This is a genomic window from Marinobacterium rhizophilum DSM 18822 (assembly GCF_000378045.1).
GTDB lineage: Bacteria > Pseudomonadota > Gammaproteobacteria > Pseudomonadales > Balneatricaceae > Marinobacterium_A > Marinobacterium_A rhizophilum.
On record NZ_KB899098.1, the window covers coordinates 56,456 to 80,973 of the forward strand.

Genomic DNA, 24,518 nt, shown 5'->3' on the forward strand with positions numbered 1-24,518 from the left:
TGCGTTAAAACTCCGCGCCTGCGCGAGCCCGGTCTACATTCTCATTTACACCGCGTAAATTGCGGCTTTTCGCGGATGCTTGCCTTACCTTGACTGCTTCGCCAACGTATTTCAACGCTCTGCTAGGAGGCTGCCCGAGAATGCCCGCGTTTGAGAAAGTTGGCCAGCAGGTCGTGGCCCTGCTGCGTCAAAATCGATTCGGGGTGAAACTGCACACCTTCGATATCCAGGCTGCGGTGACGCACGCCCATGATTTCATCGATGCTGCCATCCTCGTTCTGGGTCCAGGCCGTTACCTCCAGGCACTCGGGCAAGGATGCCTGCTCGATCACCAGCGAATGGTATCGGGTCACCTCCACCGGATTGGCGAGGCCTGCGAAAACACCGCTGTTGTTGTGGTACACCATCGAGGTTTTGCCGTGCATCACCTGCCTGGCACGTACGATGCGCCCGCCAAACGCCTGGCCGATGCTCTGGTGCCCAAGGCAGATACCGAAAATGGGTAACTTGCCGGCAAAATGCTCGATGGCCGGTACCGAAACCCCTGCCTCGTTCGGCGTACAGGGGCCTGGGGATATCACCAGCTGTTCAGGTTTCAGGGCTTCGATCTGCTCGAGCGTTACCTCATCATTGCGAAACACTCGAACATCGGCGCCCAGCTCACCCAGATACTGCACGACGTTGTAGGTAAAGCTGTCGTAGTTGTCGATCATCAGCAGCATATTTCAAACCCAACCCGTTGATACCACTCTTGATAACCCATATTCGCCGGATATGCTGCAAGCGCGCCTGCCAAGCAGGGCTGCTCAGCGGCTCAAAAAACGACCCAGCGCTGTCGGTGCCGAACACGACGGGAAATAATACACGACTTCGCGGCCAAATCCTCTTGTCAACACAGGGAAAGCGACTGTCGTAACAGTTACACTGTGATCCCACCAGGAGGCTTTAATGAAACTCTTCACATGCGAGCACTGCGGCCAAACCCTCTATTTTGATAACTTCAACTGCATTCGTTGCCAGCATGAACTCGGTTTCCTGCCGGATAGAATGGTACTGTCGGCGCTGCATCTGCGCGGTAAAAACTGGCGACCGGTTGATGCGCAGGCCAACAGCATCGAGTATCGCAAATGTGCCAATTACAGCGAGCACAATCTTTGTAACTGGATGATTCCCAGTTCCGATCCCGACACCTACTGCGTGGCCTGCCGCCTGAACCAGACCATTCCTGATCTGGGCGTCGAGGGCAACACGGCTCTCTGGCGCCGACTGGAAGCCGAAAAGCGCCGCCTGGTATTCAGTCTCATGCGCCTGGATCTGCCGCTGGAGCCAAAAACCAAAACCAATACAGAAGGCCTGGCGTTTGCGTTTCTGTCCGATGATCCCGGCAGTGCGTTTCGCGAAGATGCCGAACAGGTACTGACCGGCCATGCCGCCGGTCTGATCACCCTGAATATCGCCGAGGCGGACGATGCCACACGCGAGGACATGCGCCAGCAGATGGGTGAGCCCTACCGCACCCTGCTGGGACACTTTCGCCACGAATCAGGCCACTACTACTGGGACAGGCTCGTACAGGGCACCGACTGGCTCGAACCGTTTCGAGCCCTCTTCGGTGATGAAACCCAGGATTACCAGGCGTCCCTGCAAACACACTATGAGCAGGGCGCACCGGCCGACTGGCAAAACCACTTCGTCAGTACCTATGCCAGCAGTCACCCCTGGGAAGACTGGGCCGAAACCTGGGCCCACTACCTGCATATTGCAGACACCCTGGAAACCGCCCGCGCCTTTGGCCTGAGGGTTAAACCCCGGGTAGACGACGCCGACGACCTGAGCACCGGTGTACCCTTCGACCCCTATCGCAGCAGGAACTTCGAGCCGCTGATTGAACAATGGTTACCGGTAACCTATGCGCTCAACAGCCTGAACCAGAGCATGGGCCAGCCGGACCTCTACCCCTTCATACTGGCGCCTAAAGCCATAGAGAAGCTGTCCTTCGTGCACCGGATCATTCTCGATCACCGGGAACACCGAGCGCCACCGTTATAGCCTGGGCATTCGCTCCGGCAATGCCCGGCACCTTGACCGTACACACCCCTAGGAGGGGATTCTGCAGCTTGGTGCTCGATGTTCATGGTAAGCAACCCGACAGGCCTGACGGAGGTTTGACTCAGAGGCCGTTAGATTCACGGGCTGTTTGATAGGCGGGTGATGTGTCTCACTGCCTAACAAGAGGCGGCTTAAAGGAAACGGTCGTTGTCCGCCAGGTGCAGATTGTTGATCCGGGACTTGCCCATCAGCCTCAGCGTAAGATTGCGGCATGCCCGCAGCAGCGGATAGAGCAGACTCGACAGGACTTTGGAGCGAAAGATCCAGTAATTGAGGCGATTAAACGCGCCCGAGCGACTGCTGAGCAGCGCCAGCACCCGCATCGCCTCGGCGCCGTAATACAGCCGGCCGCCCATTTTCAGCACCATGCCCTGGTCAATATCCAGCCCCGCCGCAGTCACTTCAGCCATTAGCTCAGATGATTCGCGGGCATTGACCAGCCGCAACGTACCCACTGCGGCCCGAATCCGCACCAGGCGGCAGTACCGGTCGCAGAACGGGCACTCTTTATCATAGATAAGCAGGAGCTCAGGCATAACCTAATATGACGTACCAGCTCTTAAGGAGTTCCGCCATCAGGCCGCCACGCTCGTCTTTATCGGCCATCCGTAAAAAGCCCCGCATCAGCGGGGTAAAGGGCATTACCAGAGTGAAAACTTACATATTCGGATACGTCGGACCACCACCGCCTTCGGGGGTCACCCAGGTTATATTCTGGGACGGATCCTTGATGTCACAGGTTTTGCAGTGGACGCAGTTCTGGGCGTTGATCTGGAAGCGTTTGCCCTGCGCGTCCTCGACCACCTCGTAGACCCCGGCCGGGCAGTAACGCTGTGCCGGTTCCGCCCATTTCGGCAGGTTGATCGACAGAGGAATGCTCGCATCCTTGAGCTTCAGGTGGCAGGGCTGGTCTTCTTCATGGTTGGTGTTGGAGAGGAACACCGACGACAGCTTGTCGAAACTCAGCTTGCCATCCGGCTTCGGATACTCGATCTGCTTGCACTCGGAGGCCGGCTTGAGCTCGGCGTAATCCCTGCGCGTGTCGTGCAGCGTGAACGGAATCTTGCCACCGAAGATATTCTGGTCGACGAAGTTGAAGGCGCCACCCAGCAGGGTGCCGAACTTGTGCATCGCCGGGCCGAAGTTGCGGCTGCGGAACAAGTCGTCGTAGAGCCACGAAGACTTGAACTTGTCAGTGAATGCCGTCAGATCCTTGCTGCCCTCATCGCCTGCGGCGAGCGCCTCGAACACCGCCTCGGCCCCGAGCATGCCGGACTTCATCGCCGTGTGGGTGCCCTTGATCTTGGAGAAATTCAGGGTGCCGGCATCGCAGCCGAGCAGCAGCGCACCGGGCATGGTCATTTTTGGCAGCGAATTGAAGCCGCCCTTGGTGATGGCCCGGGCGCCATAGGACACCCGCTTGCCGCCCTCAAGGTACTGCCTGAACAGCGGATGGTGCTTCATGCGCTGGAATTCATCGAACGGGCTCAGCCAGGGGTTGCTGTAATTGAGGTCGATGATCAGCCCGACCACCACCTGGTTGTCCTCGGCGTGATAGAGAAAGAAGCCACCGTTGGTGTCACCTTCCAACGGCCAGCCGGCGCCGTGCAGCACCAGCCCCGGCTGATGCTTCGAAGGATCGATGTCCCACAGCTCCTTGATACCGATGCCGTAGTGCTGCGGGTCGGCATCCTGATCCAGTGCGAACTTTTCAATCAGCTGCTTGCCAAGGTGGCCGCGGCAGCCTTCGGTAAACAGGGTGTACTTTGCGTGCAGTTCCATGCCCGGCATGTAATTCGGGCCTTGCTCCCCGCTGGCGGTCACCCCCATGTCGCCGGTGGCAATCCCCTTGACACTTCCTTTGAGAGGGCCATCGTCGTGGTAGAGCACCTCCGCGGCAGCGAAGCCCGGGAAGATCTCTACGCCCAGCTCTTCGGCGCGCTCGCCCAGCCAGCGGCACAGGTTGCCCAGGCTGGCGACGTAGTTGCCGTCGTTGTGCATCGTTTTCGGTGCCAGCGCATTGGGAATGCGGCGGGCGCTGTCGGCGTCCTTGAGCAGGTAGATCTGATCTTCGGTGACCGCGGTTTTCAGCGGTGCCCCCAGATCGCGCCAGTCCGGGAAGAGCTCGTTCAGCGCCCGCGGCTCGATGACGGCGCCGGAGAGAATATGGGCGCCAACCTCGGAGCCTTTCTCGACGACGCAGACCGTCAGTTCCTGTTCTGCGGCCTGAGCCTGCTGCATCAGGCGAATGGCGGCGGACAGGCCCGCGGGACCCGCGCCAACAATCACCACATCGAATTCCATCGACTCGCGTTCGGCTTCGCTCATGGGGACTACACCTCGTTATTCTTCTGTTGCCGCCGGCAGCCCCCGAAGAGAGCTGCCGGCCGACCGGAATTCTGCTTGTGACACGCAGGATGGGGGGAGCCGCAATGGCATTGTGCTGTCGGTACGCCGCGGATTTGTCGCGGCGTAACCCATCGGTGGATCAGGGTTGCGCGATGTACCGCCCCCCACGATGGGTTATACGGCGCTCAGGCCGCGTCAGCACCGCACAGTCCACCCATCCTGCGAACGGTGGGCCTCCCGGCCGGTGTACCGGCCGGGAAGCAGGAGCGGTATGCTTTTACAGCGTGCCTTCCAGCTCCGGGACTGCATCAAAGAGGTCGGCGACAAGACCATAATCCGCCACCTGGAAGATCGGCGCCTCTTCGTCCTTGTTGATCGCCACGATCACCTTGGAGTCTTTCATGCCCGCCAGGTGCTGGATGGCACCGGAGATGCCGACAGCAATGTACAGGTCCGGCGCCACAATCTTGCCGGTCTGGCCAACCTGCATGTCGTTGGGCACAAAGCCCGCATCCACGGCCGCACGGGACGCACCCACCGCAGCACCCAGCTTGTCGGCCACCTTTTCCAGCAGGGCGAAGTTCTCGCCGTTGCCCATGCCACGACCACCGGAAATAATGACCCGGGCCGCCGTCAGTTCAGGGCGATCCGACTTGGCCACCTCTTCGCTGACGAAACGGGACAGCGCTGCATCGTGCACCGCCGTTACCGCTTCAACGCTGGCGGAACCACCTTCGGCGGCGACCGGATCAAAGGCCGTACCACGCACGGTGATCACCTTGATGGCATCCAGCGATTTCACGGTGGCAATGGCATTGCCGGCATAGATTGGGCGCTTGAAGGTGTCGGCCGATTCCACCGCCACGATATCGGACAGCTGACCCACGTCCAGCAGGGCCGCCACGCGGGGCAGCAAATTCTTGCCGGTGGTGGTAGCCGGCGCCAGCACATAGTCAAAGCCGGCGGTTTTGGCCAGCTCTGCAACCAGCGGCGCGATGTTCTCGGCCAGCTGATGCCCGTAGGCGGCGTTGTCGGCCAGCAGGACCTTGCTGACACCGGCCACCTGCGCCGCCTGATCCGCCACGGCCTGGCAGCTTTCACCCGCCACCAGCACGGCCACATCGCCACCAATGGCCGCCGCAGCAGCAACGGTGTTCAGGGTGGCCGGCTTCAGGGTGCTGTTATCGTGTTCCGCAATAATCAGGGTCGCCATCAGATCACCTTCGCTTCGTTTTTCAGTTTTTCCACCAGCTCGGCCACCGAGCCCACCTTGATACCGCCCTTGCGCTCGGCCGGCGGCTCAACACTCAGCAGTTCGGTATGGGCGCGCAGCTCCACACCCAGGTCCGCCGGCGTTTTCACATCCAGCGGCTTCTTCTTGGCTTTCATGATGTTGGGCAGGGATGCATAGCGCGGCTCGTTCAGGCGCAGATCGGTGGTCACGATGGCCGGCAGTTTCAGACCCACAGTCTGCAGGCCGCCGTCGACTTCACGGGTCACCAGCACCTCGTCACCCTCAACCTTCACTTCAGAAGCAAAGGTACCCTGGGCCAGGCCCGTCAGTGCCGCCAGCATCTGGCCGGTCTGGTTGTTGTCCGAATCAATCGCCTGCTTGCCCAGAATCACCAGACCCGGCTGCTCTTCTTCGACCACCTTGGCCAGCAGTTTGGCGACGGACAGGGACTCCGGCATCGTGTCGGTTTCGATCTGAATACCGCGATCGGCGCCCAGCGCCAGGGCGGTACGAATCTGCTCCTGCACGGCTTTGGGGCCGATAGAGACCACCACCACCTCGGTAGCCACGCCGGCTTCCTTCAGCCGAATAGCCTCTTCCACCGCAATCTCGCAGAAGGGGTTCAGAGCCATCTTCACGTTGGCCAGGTCCACATCGCTGCGGTCCGCCTTGACGCGCACCTTGACGTTGTAGTCGAGCACCCGCTTGACCGTTACCAGTACTTTCATGCTGTTCTACCTTTTCGCATTACTGTCCAGGCCCACACTCACCGGGGGCGAGCCACATAGATAACCAGAATAGGCGTTCGCCTTGACATAAAGAACGAACTAAAAAGGACACCGACTTACCCAAAGGGCACGACGGCCATCCAGAAGAACGCTATAAGCGCCGCCATCCGGCCTTTCAATGTCATGCAGTGTCTCGCACCGCCTCTCGCTGGACAATAACAAATGAAGCCTATTAATTGACATTTGAGGCCATGCACTTAAGAAACAGGGGACACAGGAGGCGACGGCAGACGAAGGATAGTCAAAAAAAACCGCAGCACAGGGCTCCGGTCTTCGGTTCGGGAGGGCTTTTAGACACTTAAGAAGTCAGGCGCAACCGGCCTCAGAGCAGCGCGTCAAGCCGTGCCACGATCAGGTCAGGTGCGCTGGCCTCGATGGGTTCGCCGTGATTGTAACCATAGGGCACTGCTGCCACCTTGCAGCCCGCCGCGCGACCGGCTTTGATATCGTTGCTCGAGTCCCCCACCATCAGCGTGGTGCCAGGCGAGGCGCCGCATTGCTCGATGGCATGAAACAGCATGGCCGGATCCGGCTTGCAGGTGGGCAGGCTGTCGCCACCGATCACCACCTGAAAATAGTCAGCGATACCCAGCCCCCGCAGCATCTCGTCGGTAAAACGCATGGGCTTGTTGGTGGCGACGCCCAGCTGGACACCGCGCGCCTGCAGCCCGTTCAGGCAGTCAATGACACCGGGATAGAGCGTACTCTGCGCTGTGGTGGATTCGCCATAGAACTGCAGAAACAGCGCATACGCCTGCTCAAAGCAATCCGCCGGGAAAACTGCCCCGGAGATATCCAGGTCACCATGCAGCGCACGCCGGACCAGTGTCGGCGCGCCGTTGCCCACCCAGTCCCGCACCCGCCCGACGTCGGCAGGCGCACGCCCCAGCGCCTCCAGCATCCGGTCAACGGCAACGGACAGGTCCGGCACGCTATCCACCAGGGTGCCATCCAGATCAAACAGCACCAGCGCGGGGTCCTGCCCTGCGAACAAGTGGCGCATCAGGACACTTTCGCCAGCTCGGCACGCATGGCCTGGATCGTGGCGCGGTAATCATCGGTGTTAAAGATGGCGGATCCCGCCACAAAAGTATCGGCGCCCGCCGCGGCGATCTCGGCGATATTGCCGATGCCGACACCACCGTCGACCTCCAGCCGTATATTCTTGCCGCTGGCATTGATGCGCTCGCGTACCAGTCGCAGCTTGTCGAGCGTGGAAGGAATAAACTTCTGGCCACCAAAGCCCGGGTTAACGGACATCAGCAGGATCATGTCCAGCCGGTCCATCACGTGATCAAGGTAATGCAGCGGCGTAGCCGGGTTCAGAACCAGACCGGCCTGGCAACCACCGTCGCGAATCATCTGCAGTGAGCGATCGATGTGATCCGAGGCTTCGGGATGGAAGGTGATATAGGTGGCACCCGCCTCGATGAACTCGCCAATCATGCGATCCACCGGGCTCACCATCAGGTGCACATCAATGGGGGCCTTGATACCGTGATTGCGCAGCGCCTTGCACACCATGGGGCCGATAGTCAGGTTCGGTACATAGTGATTGTCCATGACATCGAAATGTACGATATCGGCACCCGCCGCAAGTACATTTTCAACCTCTTCTCCCAGGCGGGCAAAATCGGCGGACAGAATGGACGGGGCTAGCTTGTAATCGGCCATGGTCAGACTCTTCGTGAAGGAAAATGTGAATCGGCGCTATTGTAACCAAGCAAGGCCTTGCCTGCGACCGGGCAGTTCTGAATAATCCGAGCATGAAGCCAACACTCTGCATCCTTACACTGAGCCTCCTGCTGCCCGCCTGCCTGAGCCAGGCGGCGGAGTCCGCCGCCCAGAGCAGCATCGACACCAGCTCCTCTGCCGCCCTGCGCCCACGGGTGGAACCGGCACCGCAGCAACAGGGCATGCTCGATCTGGCCCGCGCGCTGTCGCTCGCCCCGGAGACCGAAGCCAACTGGCTTGAAACCAACAGTGATCGTTCCCTCACGCTCTACCAGCCCGCCAATCAGGCGGAACCTGCCGGGGCCGTCGTTCTGCTGCCCGATGAACACAGTCATCCGGACTGGCCGCAGGATCTGCATCCACTGCGCACCGGTCTTGCACGTCATGGCTGGGATACGTTATCGATTGCGCTGCCACCGGCCACGCCGATGCCCGTGCCGCCACGCAGCCGGCCTGATGCTGCCGATCCCGGCGCTGTCGAAGCTGGCACGGCGGAGGCGGACGGGGCCGATGCCGCGTTACAGCAGACGGCAGAGACTCGAACGCAAGAGTCCGCCATACCGCCGATGGAGCTGTACGCACAGCGTGTGATTAAAATTTGCGAAGCCGCGATCCGGCACCTTGAGTCCCGCCAGCGCGACTACCTGATCTTTCTGGGCAGCGGCACCGGCGCTACCTGGGCTGCACTTTGCGCCCGGGAATTTCAGCCGAGCCACCCGCTGGGGCTGACCCTGCTTAATGCCCGCCACCCTGCCACTCCCGGCGCACCACAAATAACCCAGCTGCTGGCAGAACTGGACATTCCGGTGCTGGACATCTACCAGGCCAATGCCTCCGCAATCGAATCAGCGCGCCTGCGTACCAACAGCGCCCGCCGGGCGGCGCTGCAGAGCTACCACGCCAGCCAGTTGCCCGGTCAGTTGCCGGACGACGCTGGCGCCCTGCTTCTGCGTGAAGTGCGCGGACGCATCCAGCGCTACCTGATGCCCAGGCCACTCACCAGGCCGGCTGCGGCACAGGTTGACGAGCAGCAGCCCGGCCGCTGACAAGCGCCCAGATCAGGCCACTTTACGCGCGCTCTTGACACGGTCGTAGGCGGCCTGGATCTCCTGGGTTTTTTCCTTGGCCAGCTGCATCATTTCCTCCGGCAAGCCCTTGGCCACCAGCTTGTCAGGGTGATGCTGGCTCATCAGCCGACGGTAGGCCTTCTTCACTTCGGAGTCCGAGGCTGACTCACCCACACCCAGCACGCCATAAGCATCTTTCAGCAGCTGCGGCTCGGAAAAGCCCTGCCGGTGGCCGCTGAAGCTGTGCTCACCGTAGGCATATTGCGCCTGCATGCGAGCGATCAGCGCCGCGACTTCGCGCTCGGTCATCATCAGCAGCTGACACACTTCGCGCACCACTGCGAGCTCCGCCGGGCTGATGCTGCCATCGGACATGGCGGCCTGCAGCTGAATCTCGACGAACATCAGTTTCAGCGGCACGTTGTAGCGAATCAGCGCGGCCAGTGGCCGCAGCACCTCGCCAATGTCGAAGTTCTCGTGCTTGCCCTCGTTGAACAGGCCAATCGCCTCTTCCCGCCGCCTCTGGTCCAGATTCATGCGCGCCATGACATCCCGCGCATACTGGATTTCGTTTTCCGTCACGCGGCCGTCAGCCTTGGCAATCTTGCCCATCACCGCAAAGGTCGCACGAAAAAAGGTTTCGCGCGGATTGAAACGTCGCAGGCTGCCTTTCAGCCAGCGGTCGAGCATAAAGCCGATGCCGGCGCCAAATACCAGCCCGAACAGCCCACCGCTGAACAGACCAATCAGGCCACCAATGACCAGGCCTGTACGATGCTGCCGAATGCTGTCGCCAAGCCCTGCGCCGAATTGCTCCGGATTAATTGCCATCTAACTGCTTCTCCCTCAGATCCTTGTCTAGCTGTTGCAGTCGTTCAACGGTTCCCACATCCACCCAGCAACCGTCATGATATTCACCACTCACCCGCCCCTGTCCCATTGCCCGGCGCAACAGCGGCGCCAGCGCAAAGGCACCGGCCATGCAGCCGGCATAGAGTGCCGCCGACTGCACACTGACCCCGCAAAAGGTATAGCGTTCCGTACCCTCGGCTTCGATACGCCCGTGCGCCAGTGCAAAATCACCCTGCGGATGATGCTGCGGGTTAGCCACTAGAACCAGGTGTGCGTCGCCCTCAAGGGCGCGGGGCAACTGCGAAAACGGATAGTCCGTGAAAACATCGCCGTTTACCACCACAAAGGGCGCGCCTGCCGGAGAAAGCCACTCCAGCACGCGAAAGATGCCGCCGCCGGTTTCCAGTGGCTCGCCTTCTGCGGAATAACACAGGCGGGCACCGTAACGGGCACCATCCCCCAGGTAGGCCTCGATCTGTTCACCGAGCCAGGCATGATTGACGATGATTTCGTCAAAGCCCGCCGCCACCAGCCGTTCGATATGGTATTCAATCAGGGCCTTGCCGCCGACGCGCAACAGCGGCTTGGGCGTGATCAGGGTGAGCGGACGCATTCGCGTACCCAGTCCGGCCGCCAGAATCATGGCTCTCATCGTGTCAGCCACCGCTTGATAGCATCGGCATCGAACTGGCCTGAAGCGGCCATCGCCGGAATCACCCGCTGGCGCAGCCATTGCGCCTGGGCATCAAATTCGGGGTAGGCGTCGGCCACCTGCTGTATATAGCCCAGGGTACGCGGGATATCGACCAGGTAATTCGGCTTGCCGTCCCGCAGTTTCAGGCGTGCAAAAATACCCACGGCCTTGAGATGACGCTGCATGCCCATCAGGTCGAACCAGCTGCGAAACAGCTGATCGTCGTACGCATCCAGCAAACCGTCACGCACCAGTACCTGGCCAAAGTGCGCCATCCACTCATACACCTTGCCCTGGGGCCAGTCGATGTAACAGTCACGCAGCAGAGAAACCAGATCGTAGGTCACCGGGCCGATCACAGCCCCCTGAAAATCGATCACGCCAGGCGTCGCTTCCCGGCTCACCATGAGATTGCGCGAATGAAAATCCCGGTGCACGCAAACCTGGGGTTGCGCCAGGGCCGAGTCCACCAGGGACACAAACAGTTCGTCCAGCAAGCCCGCTTCGCGGGCGTCCAGCTCCAGTCCGAGCAGCTGCTCGACAAACCACTCCCGGAACAGCCCCATCTCGAAAGTCAGCATTTTGCCATCATAGTGCGGCAGTTCAACACCGCGCCCAAGCGTAACGCACTGCTGTATATGGGTCAGCGACACCAGTGCCTTTGAATAAAGTGCGTCGGCGTTGTGCGCATCAAGCACATCCAGATACAGCGTGTCGCCCAGGTCCGACTGCAGCATGAAGCCGTGGGTCAGATCACAGGCATGGATGCGTGGCACATGAATGTCCAGGGGCGCCCAAGCCCGCGCGATGGCTACAAACTGGTGCGAATCTTCGGTCTCTGGCGGTGCATCGACCGCGATCCAGGTCAGGTTATGGCTGTGCACTCGAAAATAGCGTCGAAAACTGGCGTCTCCACTTACGACAGTAAGGCGCCAGTCGGGTGCAAGGTCCACCCCCAGTTGCTCAAATGCCCGCTCCACCCACGCTGTCAAATCGACCTGACGCTGATCCATACTTGGAATCCTCTAGCACTGTCTCTTACGAATGATTTATCATTCCATGTTTGGATTTAGGCTGGCACTCATTTGAGGGTGCCAAAGAGCCTCCTATGGTACCGGTGTTTGGCAATAAACAGGAACCCGTGCTCACAGGCTTGCAACTGGATGTGACTGAATGCCTTTCTTAAGACGCTCTGCTTATAAACTCTCGCTGGCGATTTCATCCGCCTTGTTTGCACAGATTGCTGCTGCACAGACATCGGACACTCTGGGCTGGGATTGCACCCAGACCTCTCAGGGACAGTGGGAATGCGGTGCAGGTTCTGTCGACGCCGCCACCCCCGCGCCGACCGCAACGGCGCCCACCACAGCGCCGTCTGTGCAGGCCACAGGCAGCGCCCGGCCCGCCACAGCTGCCCCCCCTGCGGCAACGACGGGCGAAATGCCGCCCCAGCCGGTGGTTCCCAAGGCCCCAGCTTTCGAGCCCTCAGCCGACGAAAGTGCTGCGCCGGCGATCGCACCTGCTGCGACAGCCGCAACACAGACAGCCGCCCCACAAACAGCAGATGCGGCCATCATCACGACGGCACCGCTGCTAACCGACAATCCCTACGCGCACCTTGACTGGTATCCCTATGCTCCGGGCGAGCAAACCGGCCTGTGCCGGGGCCGCTACATAGAACCGGCCATGGAAGTGGCTGATGGCGACACGCCCTTCAACCTTCAACGCGTGCTCATTGCCGCAGCCAGCTCCCAGAGCGAGCTTGGCGGCCTGACCCAGCTCGAAGGCGGTGTCCAGGTAACCCAGGGCGGCCGGCAGCTGAGCAGCGCCTACGCCGAATATGACCAGCTTACCCAGCTGGTGCGCCTCGAAGGCGACGTCAGCTACCGAGAGCGCGGCCTGTTACTGGTCAGCGATGCGGCGCAGACCAACCTGAACAACCTGGAAACCATTTTCTCCCAGTCGGAATATGTTCTGCACCCGCAGCATGTGCGCGGCGACGCCGAACGAATCTTGCGCCTGGAAGACGGTCGTATACGCATAGAAGACGGCTCCTACACCCAGTGCGAACCGGGCAACACCAGTTGGCAACTGGCCGCCGACAGCATCGTGCTGAACCCGAACACCGGATTTGGCGAAGCCCGCGGCGCGGTGCTGGAAGTCCTCGACGTACCGGTGCTGTACATGCCGTACTTCTACTTCCCGATTGATGACCGCCGCGTCTCCGGCTTCCTCTACCCCTCGATCAACTATTCAAGCAGCGAAGGCATCGACATTGCCGCGCCCTACTATTTCAACCTGGCGCCCAACTACGATGACACCTTTACGCCACGCATTCTTAGCGAACGCGGCCTGATCCTGGAAAACGAATTCCGCTACATGAACCGCTGGTCCCAGACTGCGCTGAGCAACGGAATTCTAGTGGACGACGACAAGACCGGCGAAGACCGCTGGCTGCTCGGCGTTGATCACGAGGGCACGCCCTGGGCCGGCTGGCAGAGTTATATCGATTACACCGCGGTCAGCGATGTTGACTATTTCGATGACCTGGACCCGACCAATCTGGATGTCAGCTACGCCAGCCACCTCAACAAGCTGGGCGAATTGCGCTACAACACTCAGAACTGGAGCTTTATCGCCCGGACACACGGGTATCAGTCACTGACTACCAGCGAGAAGTCACCCTACCGTCGCTTGCCGCAGTTCCTGTTCGACGGCCGGGTACCGGATCTGGGAGGGGGCCTCGAAGCCGATTACCAGGCCGAATACGTGCGCTTTGACCGCGACAGCAGCGATCCGCTGCTGAGCCTGGAAGACAAGGTGCAAGGCGATCGCGTGCACCTGAGTCCGGGCGTCAGCCTGCCCATGGAGCACAGCTGGGGCTACCTGACGCCGGCATTGAAACTGTGGACCACCCAGTATCAGCTTGACGACCAAGTGGCGGGACGGGATGAGAACCCCAGCGTCAACACGCTGATCGCCAGCGTGGATTCGGGTCTGACCTTTGAGCGCCGGGCCAACTTCAAGGACCGCAGCTACACCCAGACACTGGAACCGCGCCTGTTTTACCTCTATGTACCCGAGGAAGACCAGGACGACATTCCGGCGTTTGATACCGCAGAGCTTGATTTCCGCTACGACAGCCTGTTTCGTACCAACCGCTTCAGCGGCCGTGACCGCATCGGCGACGCCAATCAGCTGAGCCTGGGGCTGGCGAGCAAGTTCTACGATGATACCGGGCGCGAGCGCTTCGGCGTCGCTCTGGGCCAGGCATACTACTTCGAAGACCGCACCGTACAGCTTGAAACCGGCAACCCGCCGGACACAGAAAGCACCTCCAACTTCGCCGCCAAGGTTGACTGGAGTCTCACGCCGGATCTGCGCATCAGCCACGACAGCGAACTCGACAAGAACGACTTAGGCGCCGTGGCCCAGAACTACCGCCTGACGTACTCGCCCAAAGGCGACCGCCTGGTATATGCCAGCTACCGCGACCACGAAGCCGAGCGTCAGCAAGCCGACATCGGTCTGCGCTGGCCCATTAACCCGCAGTGGAACATACTGGCACGCTGGCGCGAAGACCTGATGGCAAGTGAAACCCTTGATGCACTGCTGGGGGTGGAGTACAAGGACTGCTGCTGGAAAGTGCGCCTGGGTGTGCGTGAGTGGACCCGTGACGATGATGGTGTTCGCACCACCGATCAGGCCGTTATGCTGCAGTTTGTACTTCGTGGTCTGGGGTCCGTCGGCGACGACAATACCACCAAGTTTTTACGAGACATCACCGGATTTGACGAGGATAAGGATGAAGAGTTTTAAGCAATCCCTGCGCCGCTGCGTGCTGCCGCTGCTGACTGCGACGCTGCTCAGCGCCAGCGTCCAGGCTGAGGTGGTAACGCTCGACCGCATCGTTGCCATCGTCAATGACGACATCATCATGCAGAGCGAACTGGAAAGCCGCACCGAGGTTATTCGAGCCCAGCTGAGCGCGAATCAGACCCGCCTGCCTTCAGAGGAAATCCTCAACCGGCAGGTACTCGACCGTCTGATCATCGACAGCATTCAACTGCAGATCGCCGAGCAGCAAGGCCTGAAAATATCCGACACCCAGCTCAACGAAACCCTTGAACAGGTGGCCAGCCGTAACGGCATGACCCTGGCGCAGTTCCGTGAAGCCCTGATCGCCGAAGGCCAGGATTACAACTCGGCACGCGAGCAGATTCGTGACGAACTGCTGCTGACCCAGGTGCAACAGAGCAGCGTCAACCGCCGCATTCGCGTGTCCGAACAGGAAGTACAAAACTTCCTCGCCTCCGAACAGGGCAAGAACGCCATCAGCCCCGACTACCTGCTCAGCAACATCCTGATTGCCATTCCCGACCAGGCGACTCCCAAGATGCTGGCAAGCGCCGAACGCAAGGCCCTGGATATCTTCCAGCAGCTGCGCGACGGTGCCGACTTCGCCGAAACTGCCGTCGCCAATTCCAATGCCCAGAATGCCCTTAACGGGGGAGACCTCGGCTGGCGCAAGGCATCGGAACTGCCCGAAGTGATCGCCACGATCGCCAGCACTCTGGCGCCGGGCGAGTTCAGCAAGCCGGTCAAGACCTCATCGGGCTATATCATTGTCCAGCTGCGCGACAAGCGCGGTGGTCAGTCCGCCCTGGTTGAACAGACGCTGGTCAGCCATATCCTGCTCAAGCCCACCGAGATCCGCAACGAAGCGCAGACCCGCAGCCGCATTGAAGAACTGTCGACACGCCTGCGCAACGGTGAGTCCTTTGAACAACTGGCGCGCCAGTACAGCGATGATACCGTCAGCGGTTCACTCGGAGGCGACCTGAGCTGGACCCAGGAGGGCCAGATGGTGCCCGAATTTGAACAGGTGATGAAAAACACCCCCAACGGACAGGTCAGCGCGCCCTTCGAGTCCCGCTTTGGCTGGCACATCCTCTGGGTGCGGGACCGCCGCACCCAGGACATGGGGGATGAAATGCGCGAAAGCCGCGCCCGTTTCAGCATTCGCCAGCGCAAGTTCAACGAAGAGCTGACGACCTGGCTGCGGGAAATCCGCGCTCAGGCTTACGTTGAGCTAAAACTCTGAGGACACCGCAGTGAAACCTCTGACACAGCCCGTACGGCGCCTGGCGATTACGCCGGGCGAACCTGCCGGGATAGGACCAGATCTCTGCATCCAGATCGCACAGCAGGGCCATCCCCATGAGCTGGTTGCCGTGTGTGACCCGGACCTTCTGCGCCAGCGCGCCGAACAGCTGCACCTGCCGCTGAGTATCGAACTGTTCGACCCCACCGCCGCGCCCGGGCCAAGCCTGGCACGCACGCTTAAGGTACTGCCTGTTCCGCTGGCCGCGACGGCCAAACCCGGCCAGCTCGACACCCGCAATGCCGCTTACGTACTGCAGACGCTGGAGACCGCCACCCGCGGATGCCAGCAAGGCCTGTTTGATGCGCTTGTGACGGCACCGGTGCACAAGGGCGTGATCAACGATGCCGGCGTGCCCTTCAGCGGGCATACCGAACTCCTTGAGCAACTCACCGGCAGTGACAAGGTCGTCATGATGCTGGCCACCGAAGGGCTGCGTGTAGCCCTGGCCACGACCCACCTGCCACTGCGCGACGTCGCAGATGCCATTACAGGTCCGTTGCTGGAACAGGTCATTGGCGTGCTGCACAGTGAGCTGATCCACTCCTTCGGCATTGCTGATCCCCGCATCCTCGTTGCCGGCCTGAATCCCCACGCCGGTGAAGGCGGGCACCTGGGACACGAGGAACTCGACACCATCGAGCCCGCACTGGAGCGCTTGCGCGGCCGCGGCATGCGCCTGAGCGGCCCGCTGCCCGCCGATACACTTTTTAACGAGAAATACCTGAGCCAGGCCGATGCCGTGCTGGCGATGTATCACGACCAGGGGTTGCCCGTACTCAAATACAAGGGATTTGGCAACGCCGTCAACATCACGCTGGGGATGCCCATCATCCGTACCTCGGTTGATCACGGCACCGCCCTGGACCTGGCAGGCACCGGCAACGCCGACAGCGGCAGCCTGAAGGCCGCCATCGACTGCGCCGCACTCATGGCCAGCCACCGTCATCTTACACCCGAGGATTCATGAGCAAAAAACCCGCAGGCCACAAGGCCCGTAAACGATTTGGCCAGAACTTCCTGCACGATCAGGGCATCATCCGTCAGATTATCCGCTCGATCTCGCCACGCGAAGGCCAGCACCTAGTGGAAATAGGCCCGGGCCTCGGCGCACTGACCGAAGAGCTGCTGGCCGAAGCCAATGCGCTGGACGCCATCGAGCTGGACCGCGACCTGATCCCGATTTTGCGCACCAAGTTTTTCAACTATGAAGAGCGCTTTCGCATCTTTGAAACCGATGCGCTCAAATTCGACTTTGCCGAACTGCGCACCGACGGCCGCCCGTTGCGGATCGTGGGCAATCTGCCCTACAACATCTCCACGCCACTGATCTTTCACCTGCTCAGCCACGCCGGCCTGATCCAGGACATGCACTTCATGCTGCAAAAGGAAGTGGTTGATCGCCTGGCCTCAGGCCCCGGCACCAGCGACTACGGCCGTTTGGGCATCATGACCCAGTATTACTGCAAGGTTGAGCCGCTGTTCCTGGTGCCGCCTGGCGCCTTCAACCCGGCGCCCAAGGTGGACTCGGCCATCGTGCGTCTCACGCCTTATGCACAACTGCCCCACCCGGCCAAAAGTGAGCGCATGCTGCAGGATGTACTGCGTACCGCCTTCAGCCAGCGCCGCAAGACACTGCGCAACAACCTGCGCACCCTGCTGGATGCCGACGCCCTGACCGCCCTGGGAATAGACCCGGGCCTGCGACCCGAACGGCTTACACTGGAAGAATTTGTTAGAATCAGCGATTACCTCAGCAGTCAAGAATTGGAACACCATGGAGTCGAGTAAATTGGGCGAGAACGTTCAGATCGACGTCAAGACAAACTACCTCAGCGAGCAGTCGGATCCCGACAGCAAGCGTTTTGTCTTTTCCTATCACATCACCATCACCAACCACGGCGCACAAAGCGTTCAGCTGCTCAGCCGCCGCTGGCTGATTACCGATGGCAACGAACATGTACAAGAAGTGGCTGGTGAGGGCGTCGTCGGCGAGCAGCCGCTGATTGAGCCCGGTGCCAGCTACAGCTACACCAGCGGCACCGTCCTCGCGACCCATGTCGGCAGCATGCAGGGGCACTACCACATGCGTAGCGACGACGGACACGAATTCGACGCCCCCATCGTCCCCTTCACGCTCGCCCAGCCCAACGCACTGCACTGAGCCGCGCTGCCATGGCCACTTACGCAATCGGCGATATCCAGGGCTGCTTCGATCAGCTGATGCGCTTGCTGGAGCGCATCGGCTTTGGCGACAGCGACCAGCTCTGGCTGGCAGGAGACCTGGTCAACCGCGGCCCCCGCTCGCTGGAAACGCTGCGCTTCGTGCGCAGCCTGGGCAGCCGTGCCCGCGTGGTGCTGGGCAATCATGACCTGCACCTGCTGGCCATTCATTATGGCGTGACCCAGCCCCGGCGCAGCGACACCCTGGGGCCGATCCTCGAGGCCGACGATCGCGACGAACTCATGCACTGGCTGTTGCAGCAGCCCCTGCTGGTGCACGATGCCGAGCTGGACTACGTCATGGTGCACGCGGGCATTCCCCCCGACTGGTCGCTCAAGCAGGCCAGCCAGCGCGCCCGCGAAGTGGAAACCGTGCTACAGGGTCCCGAGGCAGAATCCTTTTTTCAGCACATGTACGGCAATAAGCCCGATTGCTGGAGCAAGGATTTGAAGGGCTGGGACCGCCTGCGCGTTATTACCAACTACCTGACACGCATGCGTTTTTGCGACAGCAAGGGCCGGCTCGACTTCGCCGCCAAGGGCGGTCTCGATACACAGCCCGCCGGTTTTATGCCCTGGTACAGCCACCCGCGCAAGGCCGCCGAACAGCGCATTATTTTTGGACACTGGGCGGCACTGGAAGGTGGCCTGCGAAACCCCCAGCTGTTTTCACTGGATACCGGCTGCGTGTGGGGCAACAGCCTCACCGCCATGCGCCTCGAAGACCAGCGCTATTATTCCTGCGATTGCAGCGCGCTGCGCAATGCCGCCTCCGACACCGCCAAGACAAAGGTACTCTCCGATGGATGAATTCAAGTGCATCTCCGGCCAGGAAGCCCTGGCCCTGATCGAACAAGGCGCAACCATCGCCGATATTCGCGACCCCGACAGCTTCGCCCAGAACCACATCACCAATGCCGTGCACCTGAACAACGAAACGCTGCAGGACTTTATCCGCGACAGCGACATGGATCAGCCGCTGATTGTCTGCTGCTACCATGGTTTCAGCAGCCAGAACGCGGCGGCCCAGCTGGCTCACATGGGTTTTGATGCGGTCTACAGCCTCAATGGCGGCTTCGAAGCCTGGCAGGCAGAACATCCGGACAAGTGCAGCCGCTGATGCAGACCTATCTGGTGGGCGGCGCGGTGCGGGACCGACTGCTCGGCTACCCCATCTACGACCGCGACTGGGTTGTCGTCGGCGCCAGCGCAGAAGAAATGATCGACCGGGGATACAAGCCCGTCGGCGCCGACTTTCCGGTGTTTATCCACCCCGACAGCGGCGAGGAATATGCCCTGGCCCGCACCGAGCGCAAAACCGGCCACGGTTATGGCGGCTTCGTCTATTACGCCAGCCCGGATGTCACGCTGGAACAGGACCTGCTGCGCCGCGATCTCACCATCAATGCCATGGCAGAAGCGCCCGACGGCAGCCTGACCGATCCCTACGGCGGCCAGCAAGACCTGCAAAAGCGCATTCTGCGCCACGTATCGCCCGCCTTTGCCGAGGACCCGCTACGGGTGCTGCGGGTGGCACGCTTTGCGGCCCGTTACGCGGCGCTGGGCTTTCGCGTCGCCGATGAAACCCTGGCCCTGATGCGAAAGTTATCCACAGCCGGCGAACTGAGCTACCTGAGTGCCGAGCGGGTCTGGCAGGAGTTTGAACGAGCCTTGGGCGAGCCGTCCCCCGGCGTGTTTATCGACGTATTGCAACGCTGTGGCGCGCTGGAGATTCTTTTTAGCGAATTCGCAGCGCTGCAACGCAACCCGGCCTGGCCCGCCCTGGCAACCGGACTTGCGGAACTGCCAAAAACACAGGAGCGCTTTGCGGTACTGACCTGTGCTGCCCTGCTGATCGAAAACATCGCGGCGGATGACATACGCCCGCGCATCGAGGCACTCTGCCTGCGCCTCAAAGCGCCCCGCAGCTACCGCGATCAGGCTTTGCTGGTGAGCAGTCAGCAGGCGGGCATGCTGCAGTTGCCCCAGGCCGATGGAGAGGCACGCCTGGCCGTCGCCAATGGGCTGGACCTGTTACGCCGCCCCGAACGCATGCCCAGCCTCGCCCGCTGCTTCGACAACCTGGCCGCCTGGCTCAATGTCGATGGCCCGCCCGCGCTTGAGCGCCTGCAGGCACTGCACCGTGCCCTGACTGAAACAACACCTGCGCAACTGATGCAGCAGGGCTTCAAGGGCAAGGCACTGGGGGATGAACTCAAGCGACGCCAGCAGGCAGCCTGCGCCCGGCTCACGTTTTAGCCGGCGCCGCCTGGATGCTCTGCGAATAGTTGGCGCGGCTTAGCCAGACTGTCAGGCGTGCGCCTGCGAAAACAGGCGCCCGCGCCAGGTGAAATCCACCACCCAGAGTCGCTGTTTCTGCTTGTCATACTGCTGCCAGAGTGATGCGTAGGATTCACCTGTCACCGGATGCAGGCCCTGGGGGGCGATTTCGGCCAGGGGTTGCAGCACGAAAGCGTTGAACAGAATTTCCGCGCGCGGCAGCTCGACACCGTCGATCAGTCCACAGACGTCGTCATAGGTCAGGATGTCGATATCCAGTGTACGGCCGCTGAACTTGGGCCCCTGCCGGCAACGCCCATTGCGATCTTCAATGCCCTTGAGTTGCCGCGACAGGTCGCCCACCGCCAGCGTTGTTTCGAACCCTGCAACCAGGTTATAGAAATGATCACCGGCAAAGCCGACCGCCTCGCTCTCGAACACCGAGGACAGCGTCAGCTCGCCAAACGCCTGGGCAAGGCCGTCCAGCCCGGCCGCAATATTACGTTCGCGCTCAATATTGCTGCCGATACTGACATAGACCCTAGTCATTAGAACCTTTCCCCCCGCTCTATCTGCACGCCGACATCCCGTGCCCCGCGAATAGCACCGGGCTTGCCCAGACGCAAACGCAACCAGCGTACACCAAATTCCTGCATCACCAGCTGTGCAATCTCTTCGGCCATGGTTTCCACCAGCAGAAACTCGCTACCCTCGATGAAGGTAATCAGCCGCTTGGAAACCGACTTGTAGTTCAGGGTGTTCTCGATATCCTCGGTGGCGGCAGCCTCGCGAATATCAGTGCCCATCTCCAGGTCCAGACTGACCGCCTGGCGCACTTCGCGCTCCCAGTCGTAAATGCCGATGACGGTCTGCACCTGCAGCTCGCGTATATAGACTATATCCACGTTCAACCCAATAAATTACTGATTTAAATATGTTTTTTAGAACCCGTCACAGAGGGTCTCTAAGACTTTTTTCACCCAGGCCCAGTAGCTGTCGGTGACAGTCGCCGGCCCTTAAACCACAAGGCACTGGTGCGGACTCTCGCGACAACAGTAAGGCAGTACATACTGACACCAACCAGGCCGCCTTTTCAGCCGACTATGTTACCACCGACCGACATCAATTGGCGTGTGGCCGAGCGACATTCGATACGCAGAGCAGGCCACCAGCGGATCACTGGATGCAAGAAACATTAATGTGATAGATGCCTGCTACAGGGTGGATTAACGCACGCGGGGCCTGTTCTGCAGCCCCGACAGAGCCCAACAAACCCTTGATTTAAAAGGTTAACCGGGTCGTTTGTATCTTGATCAAATTGAGATTAGGGTATAGGTCTCGCCGTCGAACAACCCGCGGACAGACGCATGCCGGGATCGGACACTCTCTTGCCCACGCTGATTGCAGCGTTTGCCTATCTGCTTGGCTCTGTGCCAACGGCGGTACTGGTGTGTCATGCCATGGGGCTCGAGGACCCGCGCCAGCTGGGCTCAGGCAATCCTGGCACGACCAACGTACTGCGCCAGGGCAATCGCACGGCCGCCATCCTGACACTGCTGGGCGATGTCGCCAAGGGCGTGATTGCGGTCAGCCTGGCGCGGCACGCCGAACTCGGCACCGCCCAAACCGGCCTTTGCGCACTGGCCGTGTTGCTGGGGCACATATTCCCGCTGTTCGGCTATATGCGTGGCGGCAAGGGCGTCGCCACCACCTTTGGCCTGTGCCTTGCCCTCAGCCCGCCACTGGGGCTGCTGGCCCTGGGCATCTGGCTGGTGCTGGCGGCCATTGGCAAAACCGCGTCGCTGGCCTCCGTGGGCACTGCGCTAGTAACGCCATTGGCGACCTACATACTGCTGCCGGAGCACCTCGGCGCCATCGCCCTGATTTGCCTGCTGCTGATCGTGCGCCACCGCGACAATATCAGGCGCCTGCTCAAGGGTACTGAACACCGCTTGTAACGCTTGCCAATACAATGGCGGCTCAAATTGCCGGCAGCGTATCCATGGACCAGCGCGGAAAAACACTGATACTCAGATCATTCGACTGGCCGGCCAGCAGCCGCTGGCAGCCTGCATAGGCAATCATGGCGCCATTATCGGTGCAAAAACGGGGGCGGGCATAAAACAGCGACGCGTGCTGCCGGCGCACCACCTCATCAAGCTTTTCGCGCAGACGGGCATTGGCGCTCACTCCGCCAGCAATCACCAGCTGGCGCAGGCCGGTCTGCTGCAGGGCGCGCTTGCACTTGATCGCCAGGGTATCCACCACCGCCTCTTCAAAGGCGACAGCAATATCGGCCTTGCTCTGTGCATCCAGCTGGCCGTCGGCATCGCGCAACTGGTTGGCGGTGTTCAGCGTGAATGTCTTGAGACCCGAGAAACTGAAATCAAGCCCCGGCCTGTCGGTCATCGGCCGGGGGAAGCGGAACCGGCTGGCATCGCCATGACGGGCCAGTTTGGCGATTTCCGGCCCGCCCGGATAGTCCAGCCCCAGCATCTTGCCGGCCTTGTCAAAGGCTTCGCCGGCCGCATCGTCCAGGGACTCGCCCAGCAGTTCGTAGCGACCAATACCGTCGACGCGCACCAGCTGGGTATGCCCGCCGGATACGAGCAGCGCGACAAAGGGAAATTCAGGCGGCGAATCCTCCAGCATCGGTGCCAGCAGGTGCCCCTCCATGTGATGCACACCCACCGCAGGAATACCGAGCCCAAGGGCCATGGCCCGGGCAGTCGAGGCCCCCACGATCAACGCACCGATCAGGCCGGGACCTGCAGTGTAGGCAATGGCATCCAGCTCGGACTTGTCCAGCCGCGCCTGGGCCAGGGTTTCGCGCACCAGCGGCAGCAACTTGCGCACATGATCGCGGGACGCCAGCTCCGGCACCACGCCACCGTATTCGGCATGCATGGCAATCTGGCTGTAGAGAGCATCGCCCAGCAAGCCGTGCTCGCTGTCGTAAATCGCGACGCCGGTTTCGTCGCAGGATGTTTCGATTCCCAGTACTCGCATCAGTATCGTCGCCAACCGCTGTAAATGATTCGCCAGGCAGACCTGTCACCCAGGCCACAAAGGGCGCATTATCGCGCAAAAATGGTTCAATATCACCGCCTGCACTTTACAGCCAGACCCCTGCGATATAAAATTTTGCGCCTTCATCGAAGTAGTAAGAGCTGCGACCTCCTCTTGAGGGAGGTTTACGGTCTGGATGAAGACATTGATAAAGCCTCATGTAATTGACACTAACAGCAAGGTCCAAGATAGATGCCTAGCGTAAAAGTTAAAGAAAACGAGCCGTTTGACGTAGCCCTGCGTCGTTTCAAGCGTTCCTGCGAAAAAGCCGGTGTTCTGGCTGAAGTACGTCGTCGCGAGTTCTACGAAAAGCCAACATCTGTTCGCAAGCGCAAAGCTGCTGCAGCCGTTAAACGTCACATGAAAAAGGTTTCCCGCGAGCAGTCTCGCCGCGTACGCCTTTACTGATCGACTCGAGTTGAACGTATGTTCAGTCGATTCCATCAACTAGCAACCACTTTCTAAAAGGGTGTTTTGATGTCTGAACTCAAGCAGCAAATCAGTACCGAGATGAAAGCAGCCATGCGCGCCAAAGACAAGGCACGTTTGGGGGCTATCCGTCTGATCATGTCTGAGATCAAGCGCATCGAAGTTGATGAACGCATCGAACTGGATGATACCCGCGTGCTGGCCGTGCTCGACAAGATGCAAAAGCAGCGCCGCGATTCAATCTCGCAGTTTGACACAGCGGGTCGCCAGGATTTGGCTGACCTAGAGCGCCAGGAGCTGGAGGTGATTAAAACTTTCCTGCCGCAACCGCTGACAGAACAGGAGCTGGCCGACCTGATTGCCCAGGCCATTAGTACTACCGCGGCCCAGTCCATGCAGGACATGGGCAAGGTCATGGCGATTATCAAGCCACAAATTCAGGGACGCGCCGATGCAGGTGCAGTATCCAAGCTCGTAAAAGACCAGCTGGCCGGTTAAACTCCCGCTGAATCTTTCTCAGCAGGTC

General features: G+C 60.5%; 26 protein-coding genes. 13 read left to right on the forward strand and 13 right to left on the reverse strand.

What is annotated here, in order from left to right:
• Positions 1–122: 122 nt before the first annotated feature.
• On the reverse strand, positions 123–722 hold the full coding sequence (locus F451_RS0112335) for an aminodeoxychorismate/anthranilate synthase component II (RefSeq protein ID WP_020681680.1): 600 nt from the start codon (positions 720–722) through the stop codon (positions 123–125).
• 226 nt (positions 723–948) lie between these two features.
• On the opposite strand from F451_RS0112335, the gene F451_RS0112340 reads away from it, so the two are divergent.
• Positions 949–2,049, forward strand: coding sequence for a zinc-binding metallopeptidase family protein (locus tag F451_RS0112340; protein ID WP_020681681.1), 1,101 nt, complete (start codon positions 949–951; stop codon positions 2,047–2,049).
• A 191-nt stretch (positions 2,050–2,240) separates the two neighbouring features.
• On the opposite strand, the gene F451_RS0112345 is transcribed toward F451_RS0112340, so the two are convergent.
• From F451_RS0112345 to rpe, 6 genes are all read right to left on the reverse strand, one after another.
• On the reverse strand, positions 2,241–2,645 hold the full coding sequence (locus F451_RS0112345) for a DCC1-like thiol-disulfide oxidoreductase family protein (protein WP_020681682.1): 405 nt from the start codon (positions 2,643–2,645) through the stop codon (positions 2,241–2,243).
• Between the two features lie 121 nt (positions 2,646–2,766).
• On the reverse strand, positions 2,767–4,437 hold the full coding sequence (locus tag F451_RS0112350; RefSeq protein ID WP_020681683.1) for an electron transfer flavoprotein-ubiquinone oxidoreductase: 1,671 nt from the start codon (positions 4,435–4,437) through the stop codon (positions 2,767–2,769).
• Between the two features lie 298 nt (positions 4,438–4,735).
• Positions 4,736–5,671, reverse strand: a complete 936-nt coding sequence (locus F451_RS0112355) for an electron transfer flavoprotein subunit alpha/FixB family protein (RefSeq protein WP_020681684.1) — start codon at positions 5,669–5,671, stop codon at positions 4,736–4,738.
• Positions 5,671–6,420 (reverse strand): electron transfer flavoprotein subunit beta/FixA family protein, encoded by a 750-nt coding sequence (locus F451_RS0112360; protein ID WP_020681685.1) that lies wholly within the window; start codon positions 6,418–6,420, stop codon positions 5,671–5,673. The genes F451_RS0112355 and F451_RS0112360 overlap by 1 nt, the downstream gene beginning before the upstream one ends.
• Before the next feature lie 382 nt (positions 6,421–6,802).
• A complete protein-coding gene (locus F451_RS0112365) occupies positions 6,803–7,483 on the reverse strand; it encodes a phosphoglycolate phosphatase (protein WP_020681686.1) in 681 nt (226 codons plus the stop codon).
• The gene (gene rpe / locus F451_RS0112370) at positions 7,483–8,154 is read right to left on the reverse strand and encodes a ribulose-phosphate 3-epimerase (protein WP_020681687.1); all 672 of its coding nucleotides are present in this window, start codon (positions 8,152–8,154) and stop codon (positions 7,483–7,485) included. The genes F451_RS0112365 and rpe overlap by 1 nt, the downstream gene beginning before the upstream one ends.
• A gap of 92 nt (positions 8,155–8,246) precedes the next feature.
• Between rpe and F451_RS0112375 the strand changes: the two genes are divergently transcribed.
• Positions 8,247–9,260, forward strand: coding sequence for a DUF3530 family protein (locus F451_RS0112375; RefSeq protein ID WP_020681688.1), 1,014 nt, complete (start codon positions 8,247–8,249; stop codon positions 9,258–9,260).
• Positions 9,261–9,272: 12 nt separating this feature from the next.
• Here the strand turns inward: F451_RS0112375 and djlA are convergent, their stop codons facing one another.
• From djlA to F451_RS0112390, 3 genes are read right to left on the reverse strand one after another with little or no spacing between them, the layout of a single operon-like run.
• Entirely contained in the window at positions 9,273–10,112 is an 840-nt protein-coding gene (gene djlA, locus F451_RS0112380) for a co-chaperone DjlA (RefSeq protein ID WP_020681689.1), read from the reverse strand.
• A complete protein-coding gene (murU, locus tag F451_RS0112385) occupies positions 10,102–10,785 on the reverse strand; it encodes an N-acetylmuramate alpha-1-phosphate uridylyltransferase MurU (protein WP_026291730.1) in 684 nt (227 codons plus the stop codon). The genes djlA and murU overlap by 11 nt, the downstream gene beginning before the upstream one ends.
• Complete coding sequence (locus F451_RS0112390; RefSeq protein ID WP_020681691.1) at positions 10,782–11,840, reverse strand: aminoglycoside phosphotransferase family protein; 1,059 nt, start codon at positions 11,838–11,840, stop codon at positions 10,782–10,784. The genes murU and F451_RS0112390 overlap by 4 nt, the downstream gene beginning before the upstream one ends.
• Before the next feature lie 160 nt (positions 11,841–12,000).
• On the opposite strand from F451_RS0112390, the gene F451_RS25470 reads away from it, so the two are divergent.
• Genes F451_RS25470 through F451_RS0112435 form a run of 8 tightly spaced genes read left to right on the forward strand, consistent with a single transcriptional unit; the run spans position 12,001 to position 20,473 of the window.
• Positions 12,001–14,646: an LPS-assembly protein LptD gene (locus F451_RS25470; protein WP_083928420.1), complete on the forward strand. Its 2,646-nt coding sequence runs from the start codon at positions 12,001–12,003 to the stop codon at positions 14,644–14,646.
• Positions 14,633–15,931, forward strand: a complete 1,299-nt coding sequence (locus tag F451_RS0112405; RefSeq protein WP_020681694.1) for a peptidylprolyl isomerase — start codon at positions 14,633–14,635, stop codon at positions 15,929–15,931. The genes F451_RS25470 and F451_RS0112405 overlap by 14 nt, the downstream gene beginning before the upstream one ends.
• A 10-nt stretch (positions 15,932–15,941) precedes the next feature.
• Entirely contained in the window at positions 15,942–16,961 is a 1,020-nt protein-coding gene (pdxA, locus tag F451_RS0112410; protein ID WP_020681695.1) for a 4-hydroxythreonine-4-phosphate dehydrogenase PdxA, read from the forward strand.
• On the forward strand, positions 16,958–17,782 hold the full coding sequence (gene rsmA, locus F451_RS0112415; protein WP_020681696.1) for a 16S rRNA (adenine(1518)-N(6)/adenine(1519)-N(6))-dimethyltransferase RsmA: 825 nt from the start codon (positions 16,958–16,960) through the stop codon (positions 17,780–17,782). The genes pdxA and rsmA overlap by 4 nt, the downstream gene beginning before the upstream one ends.
• Positions 17,769–18,155, forward strand: coding sequence for a Co2+/Mg2+ efflux protein ApaG (gene apaG / locus F451_RS0112420; protein ID WP_026291731.1), 387 nt, complete (start codon positions 17,769–17,771; stop codon positions 18,153–18,155). Before rsmA ends, apaG begins: the two co-directional genes overlap by 14 nt.
• Positions 18,156–18,166: 11 nt before the next feature.
• Complete coding sequence (locus F451_RS0112425; protein ID WP_020681698.1) at positions 18,167–19,024, forward strand: symmetrical bis(5'-nucleosyl)-tetraphosphatase; 858 nt, start codon at positions 18,167–18,169, stop codon at positions 19,022–19,024.
• Entirely contained in the window at positions 19,017–19,334 is a 318-nt protein-coding gene (gene glpE, locus F451_RS0112430; protein WP_020681699.1) for a thiosulfate sulfurtransferase GlpE, read from the forward strand. Before F451_RS0112425 ends, glpE begins: the two co-directional genes overlap by 8 nt.
• Positions 19,334–20,473, forward strand: coding sequence for a tRNA nucleotidyltransferase/poly(A) polymerase-related protein (locus tag F451_RS0112435; RefSeq protein ID WP_026291732.1), 1,140 nt, complete (start codon positions 19,334–19,336; stop codon positions 20,471–20,473). The genes glpE and F451_RS0112435 overlap by 1 nt, the downstream gene beginning before the upstream one ends.
• A gap of 51 nt (positions 20,474–20,524) precedes the next feature.
• On the opposite strand, the gene folK is transcribed toward F451_RS0112435, so the two are convergent.
• Positions 20,525–21,043: a 2-amino-4-hydroxy-6-hydroxymethyldihydropteridine diphosphokinase gene (gene folK, locus F451_RS0112440; RefSeq protein WP_020681701.1), complete on the reverse strand. Its 519-nt coding sequence runs from the start codon at positions 21,041–21,043 to the stop codon at positions 20,525–20,527.
• Entirely contained in the window at positions 21,043–21,399 is a 357-nt protein-coding gene (folB, locus tag F451_RS0112445; protein WP_020681702.1) for a dihydroneopterin aldolase, read from the reverse strand. The genes folK and folB overlap by 1 nt, the downstream gene beginning before the upstream one ends.
• A gap of 462 nt (positions 21,400–21,861) precedes the next feature.
• Here folB and plsY point away from each other — a divergent pair, with 462 nt between their 5' ends.
• Positions 21,862–22,452, forward strand: coding sequence for a glycerol-3-phosphate 1-O-acyltransferase PlsY (plsY, locus tag F451_RS0112450; protein WP_020681703.1), 591 nt, complete (start codon positions 21,862–21,864; stop codon positions 22,450–22,452).
• A 22-nt stretch (positions 22,453–22,474) separates the two neighbouring features.
• Here the strand turns inward: plsY and tsaD are convergent, their stop codons facing one another.
• Complete coding sequence (gene tsaD / locus F451_RS0112455; RefSeq protein ID WP_020681704.1) at positions 22,475–23,503, reverse strand: tRNA (adenosine(37)-N6)-threonylcarbamoyltransferase complex transferase subunit TsaD; 1,029 nt, start codon at positions 23,501–23,503, stop codon at positions 22,475–22,477.
• A 252-nt stretch (positions 23,504–23,755) separates the two neighbouring features.
• Between tsaD and rpsU the strand changes: the two genes are divergently transcribed.
• Positions 23,756–23,971: a 30S ribosomal protein S21 gene (rpsU, locus tag F451_RS27240; protein WP_083928421.1), complete on the forward strand. Its 216-nt coding sequence runs from the start codon at positions 23,756–23,758 to the stop codon at positions 23,969–23,971.
• A 69-nt stretch (positions 23,972–24,040) separates the two neighbouring features.
• Complete coding sequence (locus F451_RS0112465; RefSeq protein ID WP_020681706.1) at positions 24,041–24,490, forward strand: GatB/YqeY domain-containing protein; 450 nt, start codon at positions 24,041–24,043, stop codon at positions 24,488–24,490.
• The last annotated feature ends 28 nt before the right edge of the window (positions 24,491–24,518 follow it).

Coding starts and splice junctions, on each gene's coding strand:
- murU (WP_026291730.1), bottom strand. CDS start 10,785: ATGAGAGCCATGATTCTGGCGGCCGGACTGGGTACGCGAATGCGTCCG.
- F451_RS0112375 (WP_020681688.1), top strand. CDS start 8,247: ATGAAGCCAACACTCTGCATCCTTACACTGAGCCTCCTGCTGCCCGCC.
- F451_RS0112355 (WP_020681684.1), bottom strand. CDS start 5,671: ATGGCGACCCTGATTATTGCGGAACACGATAACAGCACCCTGAAGCCG.
- folK (WP_020681701.1), bottom strand. CDS start 21,043: ATGACTAGGGTCTATGTCAGTATCGGCAGCAATATTGAGCGCGAACGT.
- djlA (WP_020681689.1), bottom strand. CDS start 10,112: ATGGCAATTAATCCGGAGCAATTCGGCGCAGGGCTTGGCGACAGCATT.
- F451_RS0112425 (WP_020681698.1), top strand. CDS start 18,167: ATGGCCACTTACGCAATCGGCGATATCCAGGGCTGCTTCGATCAGCTG.
- F451_RS0112360 (WP_020681685.1), bottom strand. CDS start 6,420: ATGAAAGTACTGGTAACGGTCAAGCGGGTGCTCGACTACAACGTCAAG.
- F451_RS0112465 (WP_020681706.1), top strand. CDS start 24,041: ATGTCTGAACTCAAGCAGCAAATCAGTACCGAGATGAAAGCAGCCATG.
- F451_RS0112390 (WP_020681691.1), bottom strand. CDS start 11,840: ATGGATCAGCGTCAGGTCGATTTGACAGCGTGGGTGGAGCGGGCATTT.
- plsY (WP_020681703.1), top strand. CDS start 21,862: ATGCCGGGATCGGACACTCTCTTGCCCACGCTGATTGCAGCGTTTGCC.
- F451_RS0112335 (WP_020681680.1), bottom strand. CDS start 722: ATGCTGCTGATGATCGACAACTACGACAGCTTTACCTACAACGTCGTG.
- rpe (WP_020681687.1), bottom strand. CDS start 8,154: ATGGCCGATTACAAGCTAGCCCCGTCCATTCTGTCCGCCGATTTTGCC.
- apaG (WP_026291731.1), top strand. CDS start 17,769: ATGGAGTCGAGTAAATTGGGCGAGAACGTTCAGATCGACGTCAAGACA.
- tsaD (WP_020681704.1), bottom strand. CDS start 23,503: ATGCGAGTACTGGGAATCGAAACATCCTGCGACGAAACCGGCGTCGCG.
- F451_RS0112345 (WP_020681682.1), bottom strand. CDS start 2,645: ATGCCTGAGCTCCTGCTTATCTATGATAAAGAGTGCCCGTTCTGCGAC.
- rpsU (WP_083928421.1), top strand. CDS start 23,756: ATGCCTAGCGTAAAAGTTAAAGAAAACGAGCCGTTTGACGTAGCCCTG.
- F451_RS0112365 (WP_020681686.1), bottom strand. CDS start 7,483: ATGCGCCACTTGTTCGCAGGGCAGGACCCCGCGCTGGTGCTGTTTGAT.
- F451_RS0112340 (WP_020681681.1), top strand. CDS start 949: ATGAAACTCTTCACATGCGAGCACTGCGGCCAAACCCTCTATTTTGAT.
- glpE (WP_020681699.1), top strand. CDS start 19,017: ATGGATGAATTCAAGTGCATCTCCGGCCAGGAAGCCCTGGCCCTGATC.
- rsmA (WP_020681696.1), top strand. CDS start 16,958: ATGAGCAAAAAACCCGCAGGCCACAAGGCCCGTAAACGATTTGGCCAG.
- F451_RS0112350 (WP_020681683.1), bottom strand. CDS start 4,437: ATGAGCGAAGCCGAACGCGAGTCGATGGAATTCGATGTGGTGATTGTT.
- F451_RS0112435 (WP_026291732.1), top strand. CDS start 19,334: ATGCAGACCTATCTGGTGGGCGGCGCGGTGCGGGACCGACTGCTCGGC.
- F451_RS25470 (WP_083928420.1), top strand. CDS start 12,001: ATGCCTTTCTTAAGACGCTCTGCTTATAAACTCTCGCTGGCGATTTCA.
- F451_RS0112405 (WP_020681694.1), top strand. CDS start 14,633: ATGAAGAGTTTTAAGCAATCCCTGCGCCGCTGCGTGCTGCCGCTGCTG.